The organism is Rhodococcus sp. 105337, assembly GCF_012844225.1.
GTDB lineage: Bacteria > Actinomycetota > Actinomycetes > Mycobacteriales > Mycobacteriaceae > Rhodococcus.
In genome coordinates this window covers 81,281-94,208 of record NZ_JABAGQ010000010.1, presented here as the reverse complement: position 1 = coordinate 94,208, position 12,928 = coordinate 81,281, and the positions used below count along the sequence as shown (strand labels likewise).

At 66.9% G+C, this 12,928-nt stretch carries 10 protein-coding genes and 1 pseudogene; 6 read left to right on the top strand and 5 right to left on the bottom strand.

From position 1 onward, the window contains the following. Window positions 1–44: 44 nt before the first annotated feature. From HF886_RS16010 to HF886_RS16000, 3 genes are read left to right on the top strand one after another with little or no spacing between them, the layout of a single operon-like run. Complete coding sequence (locus HF886_RS16010; protein WP_169623022.1) at window positions 45–1,625, top strand: long-chain-fatty-acid--CoA ligase; 1,581 nt, start codon at window positions 45–47, stop codon at window positions 1,623–1,625. 52 nt (window positions 1,626–1,677) lie between these two features. Beyond that, entirely contained in the window at window positions 1,678–2,547 is an 870-nt protein-coding gene (locus tag HF886_RS16005; RefSeq protein WP_169652836.1) for a LysR family transcriptional regulator, read from the top strand. Window positions 2,548–2,549: 2 nt separating this feature from the next. After that, window positions 2,550–3,434 carry a LysR family transcriptional regulator gene (locus tag HF886_RS16000; protein WP_169652835.1) on the top strand — a complete coding sequence of 295 codons (885 nt, stop codon included), beginning with the start codon at window positions 2,550–2,552 and terminating at the stop codon, window positions 3,432–3,434. 7 nt (window positions 3,435–3,441) lie between these two features. On the opposite strand, the gene HF886_RS15995 is transcribed toward HF886_RS16000, so the two are convergent. Both HF886_RS15995 and fabG read right to left on the bottom strand, forming a co-directional pair. Further along, the gene (locus tag HF886_RS15995) at window positions 3,442–4,653 is read right to left on the bottom strand and encodes an acetyl-CoA C-acetyltransferase (protein WP_169652834.1); all 1,212 of its coding nucleotides are present in this window, start codon (window positions 4,651–4,653) and stop codon (window positions 3,442–3,444) included. 40 nt (window positions 4,654–4,693) lie between these two features. Further along, window positions 4,694–5,434, bottom strand: a complete 741-nt coding sequence (gene fabG, locus HF886_RS15990) for a 3-oxoacyl-ACP reductase FabG (RefSeq protein WP_169652833.1) — start codon at window positions 5,432–5,434, stop codon at window positions 4,694–4,696. Window positions 5,435–5,600: 166 nt separating this feature from the next. On the opposite strand from fabG, the gene HF886_RS15985 reads away from it, so the two are divergent. Further along, complete coding sequence (locus HF886_RS15985) at window positions 5,601–6,779, top strand: acyl-CoA dehydrogenase family protein (protein ID WP_169652832.1); 1,179 nt, start codon at window positions 5,601–5,603, stop codon at window positions 6,777–6,779. Between the two features lie 54 nt (window positions 6,780–6,833). Here the strand turns inward: HF886_RS15985 and HF886_RS15980 are convergent. The 3 genes and pseudogenes from HF886_RS15980 to HF886_RS15970 all read right to left on the bottom strand — a co-directional run. Beyond that, window positions 6,834–8,183: pseudogene (locus tag HF886_RS15980) on the bottom strand (AMP-binding protein); the annotation flags it as partial. 13 nt (window positions 8,184–8,196) lie between these two features. Then, window positions 8,197–8,961 carry an SDR family NAD(P)-dependent oxidoreductase gene (locus HF886_RS15975; RefSeq protein ID WP_169623028.1) on the bottom strand — a complete coding sequence of 255 codons (765 nt, stop codon included), beginning with the start codon at window positions 8,959–8,961 and terminating at the stop codon, window positions 8,197–8,199. Between the two features lie 89 nt (window positions 8,962–9,050). Continuing rightward, on the bottom strand, window positions 9,051–10,181 hold the full coding sequence (locus tag HF886_RS15970; protein ID WP_169623029.1) for a thiolase family protein: 1,131 nt from the start codon (window positions 10,179–10,181) through the stop codon (window positions 9,051–9,053). A gap of 287 nt (window positions 10,182–10,468) precedes the next feature. Here HF886_RS15970 and HF886_RS15965 point away from each other — a divergent pair, with 287 nt between their 5' ends. Next, a complete protein-coding gene (locus HF886_RS15965) occupies window positions 10,469–11,713 on the top strand; it encodes a CoA transferase (RefSeq protein ID WP_169621049.1) in 1,245 nt (414 codons plus the stop codon). Then, a complete protein-coding gene (locus HF886_RS15960; protein WP_169621048.1) occupies window positions 11,710–12,903 on the top strand; it encodes an acyl-CoA dehydrogenase family protein in 1,194 nt (397 codons plus the stop codon). The genes HF886_RS15965 and HF886_RS15960 overlap by 4 nt, the downstream gene beginning before the upstream one ends. Window positions 12,904–12,928 lie beyond the last annotated feature (25 nt).

Sequence of the window (12,928 nt, the reverse complement as noted above, 5' to 3'; positions counted from 1 at the left end):
CCGCGCGGGCACGCCGGCCCGCGCGCTGCCGACCAGGAGCACGAGTGAGCGAACTGCACCTCCCGAACAGAATCCGGCGATTCGCAGTCGAGCGCCGCGACCGGCCGGCAGTCACCGCAGGCGACACAACCTTGACCTACGGGGAATTCGACTCCTGCACCAACCGGGTGGCGTCTGCGCTCACCACGTTGGCGTCGGCACCCGGTCGCATCGGTGCGTTGCTGCGCATGGGCCTGCCCGGTGCGGCGACCCTCGTCGGGTGCGCGAAGGCCGGTCTCGTCTTCACCCCGCTCAACTGGCGTCTCACTCCCGGCGAGGTCGCGGCGATCGCAGTGGACGCCGGGCTGGAGGTCTTGATCGTCGAGCCGGACTTCGCGGCGTCGGCAGCAGCGATCGCGGCGGCACTGCCGCACGTGCACATCGTCGTGGTCGGTGACGGCGCCGCCGTCGCCGGGGCGCGGTCGTGGGAGGAGTTCGTCGCGTCGGGGGACAACATCGACCCCGGAGCGGGCGACGACCCCGAAACGGCGTTCCTGCAGCTCTATACCTCCGGCACCACGGGCAGGCCGAAAGGTGTTGTCGCGGTTCACCGCAATCTGTACAACGTCCCGGAAACCTTTGCCCTGTACGAATTCGAGGACGCATCCGTTTCGCTGGACGCCCTCCCGCTGTTCCACATCGCGGGCGCGGGTTGGCTCACCACGTCGTTGTCTGCGGGTGTGCACACGATTCTGCTCGGTGAGATGCGTCCAGCGCAGGTGGCGGCAACGATCGCCGAACACCGCGTCACCCATACATTCATGGTGCCGTCAGCGATCGGCATGCTGCTCGAACTACCCGACCTGGCGAACTACGATCTGTCGAGTCTGAAGGTGATCGCGTACGGTGCGTCGCCGATCACCCCCACGCTGCTCGAGCGGACGATGGACACCCTGGGCTGCCGGATGGTGCAGCGCTACGGCATGACGGAGACGATGGGCGCGCTCACCGCACTGCGCTCCGGCGACCACGATCCCCGCGGGACGCGCACCCACCTTCTCCGTTCGGCCGGTACACCCCTGCCGGGCACCGAGGTCCAGATCCGCGATATCGCAACGGGTGAACCGCTTCCGCAGGGTGAGACCGGGGAGATCGTGTCGCGTTCCCGCAACAACGTCTCGGGCTACTGGCGTCGCGACGCCGAATCAGCGGCGCTGTACACCGAGGACGGCTTCCTGCGGACCGGCGACGCCGGGTACCTCGACGAGAACGGCTACCTGTTCGTCACCGACCGGGTCAAGGACATGATCATCACCGGCGGAGAAAATGTATATCCCGTCGAGGTGGAAGCCGTGCTCGCGGAACATCCCGCAGTCGCCGAGGTAGCGGTGGTGGGCCTCCCGGACCCGCGCTGGGGAGAAGCAGTCACCGCTGTCGTCCGCATCGCCGACGGCGTCGAACGCCCCTCCGAGCAGGAACTCGTCGCCTTCACCGCCGGGCGTCTCGCGTCGTACAAGAAACCGCAGCGCATCCACCTCGTGGACGAACTGCCGCGCAACGCGAGCGGCAAGATCCTCAAACGCACGCTCCGCGCCACGCTGAGCACACCCGACACCGCCTCCCCGGTGATGACCCCGCCGAACTGAACGCCGAGGCACGCGCAGCGGCCGGGTTTCCGCAGTCGCCTACGATGACGGCGTGGACCTGCATCTCGTGACCTATTTCGTGGCCGTCGTCGACCACGGTGGGATCACGAAAGCTGCTCAGTCGCTCTACATTTCGCAACCCTCGCTCTCCCAGGCCATCCGCACCCTGGAACGTCGCCTGGGGACAACACTCTTCGACCGCACCGGTCGCCGGCTCACGCTCACGGACGACGGCAGGGCGCTCGAGGTTGCGGCACGCCGCATCCTCGCCGATGTCGACCGTGCCAAGCGGAAGGTCGCGGCGGTCCGTGACCTCGAGGCGGGACGGGTGGAGATCGTGACGTTCTCCGCGTTCTCCGTCCACCCCGTCGTGGCGCTCGTCCAGCGGTTCCGCGCCCGCTATCCCGGCATCACCGTCAACATCTCCGACGCGGACGGACCGCCGGGCATCCATGCGGCACTGCGACGCGGGGAGGCGGAGATCGGCGTCACCGACATGTCCGTCGAGCACGCGGGCATGATCACGATCCCGCTCCTCGAACAGGAAATGGTGCTCGCGATGCACCCCGACCTCGCCACCGGTGTCCCCGACCCGGTGACTCGTGCACGAGTCCGGGAGATTCCGCTCGTCCTCGACCTGGGGTCGCGCGCGAGTGCTGCGCGCGCGGGTGAGTTGCTCGGTGAGCAGAACGTCGTCGTCGACTGTGCCCATCCGGCGGCCATCTGGGAGTTCGTCATACGCGGCACCGGAGCGACGGTGGTCTCCCGGCAGGTGGCCCAGCAGCGAATGCCCAGTGCGGTGATCCGGTCGCTGGACCCGCCGTTCATGCGGCCCGTCGGCCTGGTGCTGCGCCCCGGGGAACCGTCCCCGGCGGCCGCAGCGTTCCTTGCGACTGCCACCGCCGAGACCCCGGGAGCCTGAGCATGGAGTTTCGTCAGGTCGAGTACTTCCTCGCCGTCGTCGAAAACGACGGCATCAACGGTGCCGCCGCCGCGCTGGGTGTCGCGCAGCCCACCGTGTCCCAAGCGCTCCGGAGCCTCGAACGCGAACTCGGCGTCAACCTGTTCCACCGCATCGGTCGCGGGATGGTCCTCACCGCAGCGGGGAAGAGCCTCATCGGTCCCAGCCGTCAGATTCTGCGCGATGTCGATGCGGTGGAAGAGTTGCTCTCCGCGCCGACCGACGAGGTCACGGGCAGCCTCGACCTGATGGTGTTCCCGGCACTTGCCGGCGGGCCGATCGTCGACCTGGTCGCCCGGTTCCGGCGCGCCCACCCCAAGTCCACGGTGCGGTTCTCCGACCTCAAGTCCGAAGAACTCGCCTCCGGCGTGATCCGCGACGGACATTGCGAATTCGTGCTCGCCCATCTCCCACTCGAAGACGGGGTGGGACTCGAGGTGATCGAACTCGGCGAGCAGGAGTACTGGCTCGCATACCCACCGGGCACGGATCTGCCGCCGGGCCCCGTGGCCCTGACCGCGTTGCCCGACATCCCCATGGTGTTCGTTCCGCGCGGCGGTGGGTCGATGAGCGACGAGATCGACTACGCGATGCGCCGGGCAGGGGTGCGACGCCCGATCGCGGTGCTGACCGCCCACCGCGAAGCGCGGCTGCCGATGGTGCTCGCCGGGCTCGGCGGTTCGTTCGTCGAACGTTCTCTGGCCGAGGCAGCCCAGGACGTCGCCGTCGTGCGGGCGTGCGAACCCGCGTTCACCCGGCCGTTCGGTCTCGCCTTCGCACCCGAATCCCTGTCGAAAGCCGGGCGGGCGTTCGTGGACCTGGTCCGGTCCACGACGACCCAGCCCTGAGCAGCGGTCAGGACACGCGTTCGAAGATCGCCGCGAGACCCTGTCCGCCACCGATGCACATGGTCTCGAGGCCGTAGCGGCCCTCGCGGCGCTGCAACTCACGGGCGAGTGTCGCGAGCATCCGGCCGCCGGTCGCGCCCACCGGGTGACCGAGCGAGATGCCGGAACCGTGGACGTTGGTGCGCTCGAAGTCGGCGGCACCGAACTTCCACTCGCGGGTCACCGCCAGGGCCTGCGCCGCGAACGCCTCGTTCAATTCGACGACATCGACATCGGCCAGGGTGATTCCGGCCTTGGCGAGAGCGATCTCGGTCGCCGGCACCGGACCGATGCCCATGACCTTGGGCGCGACCCCTGCCACGCCCCACGACACGATGCGCACCAGCGGTGTCAGACCCAACTCGGCAGCCTTCTGCGGGGTGGTCACCAGCGCCATCGACGCGGCGTCGTTCTGACCGCTGGCGTTGCCGGCGGTCACGGTGGCATCGGGGTCCTGCGTGCCCATGACGGGACGGAGCGCGGCGAGCGACTCGAGGCTGATGTCCGCGCGAGGATGCTCGTCGGTGTCGATGACCTGCTCACCTCTACGGGTACTCACCGTGACCGGCACGATTTCCTCCGCGAGGATGCCGTTGTTCTGCGCTGCCACCGCCCGCAGGTGCGAGTTGAGAGCGAGTTCGTCCTGCTCCGCGCGGGAGATCGAATATTCGGCCCGCAGGTTCTCGGCCGTTTCGATCATGCCGCCGGGTACCGGGTAGAAGCGGCCGCCGGCGGTGGAGCGGGCACGCACCAGGCCGTCGTGCATCTGCACCCCCGTGCGGGCGCCGCCCCAGCGGATATCGGTGGAGTAGAACGCGGCATTGCTCATCGACTCGGTGCCCCCGGCGACGACCACGTCGTTGTCTCCGTTGCCCACCTGCAACGCGGCCTGGATCACGGCCTGAAGGCCCGACCCGCAACGGCGATCGATGTGCATACCGGGGACGGTGACGGGCAGGCCGGCGTCGAGCGCGACGACCCGGCCGATCGCGGGAGCCTCGCTGTTGCCGTTGCAGTGACCGAGGATGACGTCCCCGATCTCGTCGGGAGCGATACCCGTGCGGTCGAGCAGACCCTTCAGTGCCGCGACGCCGAGATCGACGGCGGTGAGGGACTTGAACATTCCCCCGTACCGGCCGATAGGGGTCCGGACAGGTTCACAGATGACAACTTCGCGCATGACGGCCTTTCGGAAGGAGTGACGAGGTGACGGCCGAGCGTCACATGAAGCGGCCGCCGGTGACCTCGAGGACAGTGCCGGTCATGTACGACGACATATCCGATGCGAGAAACAGTGCGACGGAAGCAACTTCGGCAACCTCGCCCGGACGTCCCATCGGGATTTCACTCATCTTCCGATCCCATGCCTTCTGCGGCATGGCCTCGGTCATCGCGGAGCGGATCAGACCGGGCTGGATTGCATTGATGCGCACACCGTGATGCGCCATCTCCTTGGCAGCCGCTTTCGTCAGACCGACGATCCCCGCCTTCGCCGCGGAGTAGTTCGTCTGACCGACCATGCCCACCTTGCCCGACAACGACGAGATGTTGACGATCGCGCCGCGCTTGGCCTCCCGCATGATCGCCGAGGCCTTGCGGGTGCCGTGCCACGTGCCTTTGAGGTGCACGTCGATCACGAGGTCGAAGTCTTCTTCCGTCATCGTGCGCATAGTGGCGTCGCGGGTGATGCCGGCGTTGTTGACCACCACGTCGAGCGAGCCGAATCCGTCGACAGCCTCTGCCAGCAGCGTGTCCCAGTCATCTGCCTCGACGACGTTGCTGCGCACCGCGCGGGCGACCTCGCGTCCGCCGAGTTTCTCTGCCGCCGCGGTGGCAGCGTCGAGGTCCAGGTCACCGATCACCACGCGAGCACCCGCGTCGACGAATTCGCGCGCGATGGCAAAACCGATTCCCTGGGCACCGCCGGTAATGACAGCAGTGCGGTTCTCCAGCAAAGACATCAGATTTCCTTTCGGCGGGTCGAGAAGTGCCCGCAGACGTGTGGATGCGTCGAATATAACGGTGGGATATGGGGTCACACCCCTTCTCATCCATCGACACTGCCTATACGGGAATGGCGCTATTCGTATTGGACATCCTGTGTGGCCAACCCGGAGAGTTGAGGACATGACACTCTCGACACCGGCCGCCGAGGTCGACGACGACGACTTCCGCGAGATCCTCGCCCAGACGCGGGCGTTCGTGCGCACCGTGGTCGTGCCGCGAGAACAGGAGATTGCCGAAACCGACGCAATCCCCGACGACATCCGCCGGGCCGCGAAGGACATGGGCCTGTTCGGGTATGCGATTCCGCAGCAGTGGGGTGGGCTCGGCCTGAACCTCGTCCAGGACGTCGAACTCGCGATGGAGTTCGGCTACACCACCCTGGCGTTGCGGTCGATGTTCGGCACCAACAACGGAATCGCCGGTCAGGTGCTGGTCAACTTCGGCACCGACGAGCAGAAGCGGCAGTGGCTCGAAGGCATCGCCTCAGGGGAGGTCGTCGCGTCCTTCGCACTCACCGAACCCGGCGCCGGATCGAATCCGTCCGGACTGCGCACCCAGGCCGTGCGCGACGGGGACGACTGGGTGATCACCGGCGAGAAACGGTTCATCACCAACGCGCCGCTGGCAGACTTGTTCGTCGTCTTCGCCCGTACCCGGCCCGCCGACGACCACGGCCCCGGCATCGCGGTGTTCCTCGTCCCTTCCGGCACCGACGGTGTACAGGTGGCGGGCAAGGACTCGAAGATGGGCCAGGAGGGCGCCTGGACCGCCGACGTGCACTTCGACGGCGTACGGGTTCCCGCCTCCGCGCTGGTCGGGGGCAGCGAGGACGTGGGGTACAAGGCAGCGATGGTATCGCTGGCCCGGGGCCGCGTGCACATCGCCGCCCTGTCGGTCGGGCAGGCGCAGCGGGCACTCGACGAGTCGGTGGCCTACGCTGCGACCGCCACCCAGGGCGGTGCGCCCATCGGGAACTTCCAACTCGTGCAGGCGATGATCGCCGACCAGCAGACGGGCGTGATGGCCGGTCGCGCGCTGGTGCGCGATGCGGCACGAGCATGGGTTGAAGAGACCGACCGTCGCATCGCGCCGTCGGTAGCGAAGCTCTACTGCACCGAAATGGCAGGCAAGGTTGCGGATCTGGCGGTCCAGATCCACGGCGGCACCGGCTACATGCGCGAGGTGCCGGTCGAGCGGATCTACCGCGACGTGCGTCTGCTGCGTCTGTACGAGGGCACCAGTGAGATCCAGCGGCTGATCATCGGTGGCGGGCTTGTGAAGGCTGCTCAGCGGGGTTGATCGTCCGCTCCCGGACCCGCTCGCGTAGATCCGTTTTCAGGAACTTGCCCGCCCGCGATCGGCGATATAGACGAAGCCGTCGGCGTCCAGGTACGCGATGTCGCCGGTGGCGAGCCACCCGTCGACGTACTGCTGCGCGGTGAGCTCAGGATGGCCCAGGTAGCCGTCGGTGACCTGGGGGCCGCGCACCCACAGTTCGCCGTGCTCGCCGTCTCCGAGAACGAGCGACGGATCGCCCTGCGCGCGGATCTCGATCTCGGTGTCGAACACAGGGAGGCCGACACTACCGAGCCGGTACTCGACATCGGCGACGAGCGGCACTGCCGTGACGACGCAGGTGGCTTCGGTGAGCCCGTATTCCTCGGCCACACGGGCGCCGGGGAATGCGCGCCGGAGATTATCGAGCGTCCCGGGGTCGACCGGGGCAGCTCCGCACGACACCGCACGTACCGACGAGAGGTCTCGCGACGCCACGTCCGGGTGGATCGCCAGCGCGTGCCACATCGCCGGCGTACCGGTGATGTACGAGACGCGGTGCTGCTCGATCTCCTTCAGCACGCGGGCAGGGTCGAACCTGCCCGACAACACCTGGGTCACACCGCACATGAGCAGGAACGACGTGTTGATCAGTGCGTGCGCGTGGAACAGCGGTGACACCACAATTGTGGATCCGGTGCCCGGGACCACACCCGCGATATCGAGGCCTTCGATGGGCTCGAGGGTCACGAGACCGTCCGGCCCGGCTACCAGCTGAGTGCCGGCACACCACCCGCACATCTGCGTGACGTTGGCCAGGACGTTGCGATGTAGAACGCGCACGCCTTTCGAAATGCCCGATGTGCCACCGGTATACGCGATGTGTGCAACGTCGTCGGGGGCTACGGTCGCGGGGATGAACGACGTGCGCTGCCCGGCGATCACATCGCTGAAGCGCATCGTCGCGGGGTTGCCGCCGCGCACCGGCTCGTCGGAGACGACCGCGATCAGACCGACCGTCGTATCGGCCTGAGCGCGCAGGAGCGTGTCGAATTGTTGTTGCCCGGTGACGGCCGCGACAGCACCGGTCTCCTCGATCCGTCGGCGCAATTCAGGCTCGGGCAGCAACGGATTCACCGGCGCCACAGCCGCACCCACACGGAGCGCCCCGTAGTACGCGACGTGGAATTCAGCGCAGTTCCCGAGGTGGAGGAGCACGACGTCACCAGGTTCCACACCCGTGGAGCCAAGCGCACGAGCGAATTGCGCCGACTGCTCGTCGAGTTCGCGGTAGCTGTACACGCGCTCACCATCGACGATCGCGGGCCGGTCGCCGTACGCGGCCGCCATGCTCGACGCCCACACCGCCATCGACGTCTGCGGATACGACAGGCTCGTCGACGTCCACGTCGAACTGCTGGGATTCATTGCCGCGCCCCGATCAGCGCGGTGCCATGCGGATGGCTCCGTCGAGACGGATCGTCTCGCCGTTGAGGTAACCGTTCTCGAGGATATTGACTGCGAGACGGCCGAATTCGTCGGGGTCGCCCAGCCGCGAGGGATTCGGCACGGTCGCTTCCAGCGACTTGCGCACGTCCTCGCGCAGTCGCGCCAGCAACGGGGTATCCATGATGCCGGGTGCGATGGTGTTGACGCGGATACCCTTGCTCGCGAGGTCGCGGGCCGCGACGATCGTCATTCCGACGATGCCGGCTTTGGACGCGGAGTAGTTGATCTGCCCGATCTGTCCTTCGAACGCGGCAGCCGACGCCGTCATCACGATCGCGCCACGCTCTCCGTCGATCGGTTCGAGTTCGGCCATGCGCTCGGCGCCGAGTCGCAGTGCGTTGAAGGAACCGGTCAGGTTGAGCCGGATCACGAACTCGAAATCCTCGAGCGACCCGGCCTTGCCGTTCTTGTCGAGGATGCGCATCTTGCGACCGGCACCGGCGCAGTGCACGAGGCCCCGGAGGCCACCGCGTTCGTGTGCGACGTCCAGTGCGGCTGCGAACTGCTCCTCGTCGGTGATGTCGGCGGGCGCGAAGATCGCGCCGTCACCGAGTTCGGTGGCGATGTCCGCGCCGTTCGACGACGGCAGGTCGATGAGGGTGACGGTACCGCCGGCCGCGAGCACACGACGGGCGGTGGCAAGACCGAGACCCGAAGCACCGCCGGTCACGGCGACGGAAAGATCCTTGAGTTCCATGGTCGTATCAATCCTTGCGTGGAGTGCGAGTGCTTTGACTGTGCAGTTTCGCGGTCGGAGAGCAGTTCGAGGTCAGCGCAGTTCGAGATCTACAGCAGTTCGAGGACGGTGGCGTTCGCCATTCCGCCGGCCTCACACATCGACTGCAGACCGTAGCGGATGTTGTTGTCGCGCATGTGGTGCACGAGGCGGGTCATGAGAATCGCACCGGACCCGCCCAGCGGGTGGCCGACACCGATCGCGCCGCCGAGCGCATTGACGCGGGTACTGTCCGCGCCGGTCTCGGCGAGCCATGCGAGGGGTACGGGGGCGAACGCCTCGTTGATCTCGAATGCACCGATCTCGTCGATCGACAGGCCGGAACGTTTCAGCACTTTCGCCGTGGCGGGGATGGGGCCGGTGAGCATGACGACCGGGTCGTCGGCAGCGACGACGGTGGTGTGGATCCGCGCGATCGGTGTCCAGCCGTGTGCCGCGGCGTACTCGCTGGTGGTGACCAGCAGTGCGCCTGCACCGTCGGAGATCTGCGAGGAGTTTCCGGCGTGGATCACGCCGTTCTCCTTGAACACTGTCTTCAGCTTCGCCAGCGATTCGACGGTGCCGCCGCGCCGGATACCTTCGTCCGAGGTCAGGCCCGCGACGGGTGCGAGCTGCTTTTCGAAGGCCCCCGAGTCGGTGGCAGCTGCGGACAGTTCGTGCGAGCGCAGCGAGTACTCGTCGAGCCGGGTGCGGGAGAGTCCCCATTTCTCGGCGACCATCTCGGCGCCGATTCCCTGGCTGAAGCCCTCGACTCCGAACCGCTCGAGCACGTTCGGCGGGAAATGCTCACCGTTCTTGGCGGCGCTACCCATGGGGACGCGGCTCATGGTCTCGACCCCACCGGCGATCACCACGTCGTTCTGGCCCGAGATCACGGTTGCCGCGGCGAATGCGACCGCCTGCTGGCTCGACCCACACGCACGGTTGACGGTGGTCGCGGGAACGGACACGGGCCAGCCCGCCGCAAAGACCGCGGTACGGGCGACGATCCCGGCCTGTTCACCGACCTGGCTCACGCAGCCCCACACCACGTCGTCGACGGTCGCAGGGTCGAGGCCGGTGCGGTCGGTCAGGGCGGTGAGCACGTGGGCCGACAGATCGACGGGGTGGATCTCGGACAGCGCACCCCCGCGACGGCCTATGGGTGTACGGACGGCGTCGACGATCACGGCATCACGCATGAGATGTCCTTCTCTGGTGCAGACGGGTGCGTTGTTCTCACCGTCGAGGGGACCACGCGCACGACGGTGAAGGAAAGGCTTTCGGCGGAAGCTTCCGTTAGGTGGAAGCTATGCCGGCCGGAATGACGGAACAGCAGCCGCCACCGAACGGCGCTCGAACGGTATTGGTCTGCGCTAACCGATCGATAGCCGGCTCTGGTCCCCGGTGAATCCCTGTTGCATGCTGACTGGACATCAGGTTCGGGCAGCACGACCCGAACGACCGCGACCAGGACAGGCGAGCAGGCATGAACTCCACCGCTTCCACCGACGGGCTGCCCTCGTCCACCGCACCCCTCGCGGGCGTGCGCGTGGTCGAAGTATCGAGCTTCGTAGCCGCGCCTCTGTGCGGCATGACGCTCGCGCATCTCGGGGCCGACGTGATCCGCGTCGACCCGATCGGTGGCGCTGCCGACTACAAGCGCTGGCCCCTCACCGAGGACAACGAGTCCATCTACTGGGCGGGTCTCAACAAAGGCAAGCGCTCGTTCGCCGCAGACTTCCGCAACCCCGATGCTCAGCAACTGATCCGCGATCTCGTGATCGATGCCGGGATCCTCGTCACCAACGCCGCGGGGCGGCAGTGGCTCGACTACGACGAACTCGCCGCGATCCGGCCCGACCTCATCCATGTCCAGGTCCTCGGTCGCGCCGACGGCACCGGTGCCGTCGATTACACCGTCAACGCCGCGGCGGGTTTCCCTCGGGTCACCGGACCCGAGAACCTCTCCGATCCGGTGAACCACGTCCTGCCGGCGTGGGACGTCGCCTGCGGTCTCTATGCCGCCCTGTCGATCGCGTCCGCTGTGTACCGCCGCGAAATCACCGGCGCCGGAACGAGGATCGTGCTTCCACTGGAGGACGTCGCATTCGCGACCGTAGGAAACCTCGGCTACCTCGCCGAAGCTCAGCTCGGAGGATCCGGTCGCACCCGAACAGGGAATGCCGTCTACGGCACCTACGGGTGCGACTTCGCCACCGCCGACGGTGCCCGTTTCATGATCGTCGCCCTGACGCCCCGGCATTTCCGCGACCTCACCGAACTCACCGGGACCGCCGCCGCCGTCACCGCACTCGAAGCCGCGCTCGACGTCGACTTCCGCGACGAAGGCGCCCGCTTCGAACATCGCCACGTGCTCGACAGCCTGTTCGGCGCGTGGTTCGGCAAGCGGACCGCCACCGAGGTCGAGGCGGCTCTCGGTGCCACCTCGATCCTGCACGAGCGGTACCGCACCTTCGCCGAACTGGCGCGCGACCCGCGCGTGACCGACAACCCGATGTTCCAGAAACTCGACCAGCCTCGCATCGGCGAACACCTCGCGCCGAGCACACCGATGTCGTTCGACGGAGTTCACCCGACAGTCCGGCCCGCACCCGCCAACGGTGACGACACTGCCGCCGTCCTGTCCGAGCATCTCGGTCTGACCGACGACGAAATCGATGCGCTCGTCGCCGCCGGCGCCGTCCGCACCCAGCAGAAGGACCCCGCATGACCCGCCTCGCCCAGACCCTCGGACTCACGGAGTTCCAGTCCGAGATACTCGATACCGTCCGCACGTTCGTCGAGCGCGACATCATCCCGAATGCACAGGAACTCGAGCATTCGGACACCTATCCGCAGGCGATCGTCGACCGGATGCGCGAGATGGGCCTGTTCGGTCTGATGATTCCCGAAGAGTACGGCGGACTCGGCGAGTCCCTGCTGACTTACGCCTTGTGCGTCGAGGAACTCGCTCGGGGATGGATGAGTGTCTCCGGGGTCATCAACACGCATTTCATCGTGGCGTACATGATCCGTCAGCACGGAACCGACGCCCAGAAGGAACACTTCCTGCCGCGCATGGCGACCGGCGAGGTGCGCGGTGCGTTCTCGATGTCCGAGCCCGAACTCGGTTCGGATGTCGCGGCGATCCGCACGAAAGCCAAGCGCGACGCCGGTGGCAACTACATCATCAACGGACAGAAGATGTGGCTGACCAACGGCGGCAGCTCGACACTCGTCGCAGCACTCGTGAAGACCGAGGAAGGCGCCGACAAACCCCACAAGAACCTCACGACCTTCCTCGTCGAGAAGCCGGCGGGATTCGGCGAAGTCGCTCCCGGTCTCACCATCCCCGGCAAGATCGACAAGATGGGGTACAAGGGCATCGACACCACCGAACTCGTCTTCGACAACTACGCGGCCCCGGCCGAGTCGATCCTCGGCGGCATCCCGGGTCGCGGGTTCTCCCACATGATGGACGGAGTGGAAGTCGGTCGCGTGAACGTGTCCGCCCGCGCCTGCGGTGTGGCGATCCGCGCGTTCGAACTCGCCGCCCGGTACGCGCAGCAGCGCAGCACCTTCGGTAAGCCCATCGCACAACACCAGGCGATCTCGTTCTCGCTCGCCGAGATGGCCACCAAGGTCGAAGCAGCGCACCTGATGATGGTCAACGCGGCGCGCCTCAAGGATTCGGGCGAGCGCAACGACGTCGCGGCAGGGATGGCGAAGTATCTCGCGAGCGAGTACTGCTCGGAAGTCACCCAGGCCAGCTTCCGCATCCACGGCGGGTACGGCTATTCCAAGGAGTACGAAATCGAGCGCCTCATGCGCGAGGCACCCTTCCTGCTCATCGGGGAAGGCACCAGCGAAATCCAGAAGACGATCATCAGCAAAGGTGTCCTCCGCGACTACGCCCTGTAACCGTCTGCCCCACTTCAACTCCGGA

Bases quoted from the DNA above. Each gene is read 5' to 3' on its own strand.
- HF886_RS16000 (WP_169652835.1), top strand. From the start codon at position 2,550: ATGGAGTTTCGTCAGGTCGAGTACTTCCTCGCCGTCGTCGAAAACGAC.
- HF886_RS15995 (WP_169652834.1), bottom strand. From the start codon at position 4,653: ATGCGCGAAGTTGTCATCTGTGAACCTGTCCGGACCCCTATCGGCCGG.
- fabG (WP_169652833.1), bottom strand. From the start codon at position 5,434: ATGTCTTTGCTGGAGAACCGCACTGCTGTCATTACCGGCGGTGCCCAG.
- HF886_RS15985 (WP_169652832.1), top strand. From the start codon at position 5,601: ATGACACTCTCGACACCGGCCGCCGAGGTCGACGACGACGACTTCCGC.
- HF886_RS15975 (WP_169623028.1), bottom strand. From the start codon at position 8,961: ATGGAACTCAAGGATCTTTCCGTCGCCGTGACCGGCGGTGCTTCGGGT.
- HF886_RS15970 (WP_169623029.1), bottom strand. From the start codon at position 10,181: ATGCGTGATGCCGTGATCGTCGACGCCGTCCGTACACCCATAGGCCGT.
- HF886_RS15965 (WP_169621049.1), top strand. From the start codon at position 10,469: ATGAACTCCACCGCTTCCACCGACGGGCTGCCCTCGTCCACCGCACCC.
- HF886_RS15960 (WP_169621048.1), top strand. From the start codon at position 11,710: ATGACCCGCCTCGCCCAGACCCTCGGACTCACGGAGTTCCAGTCCGAG.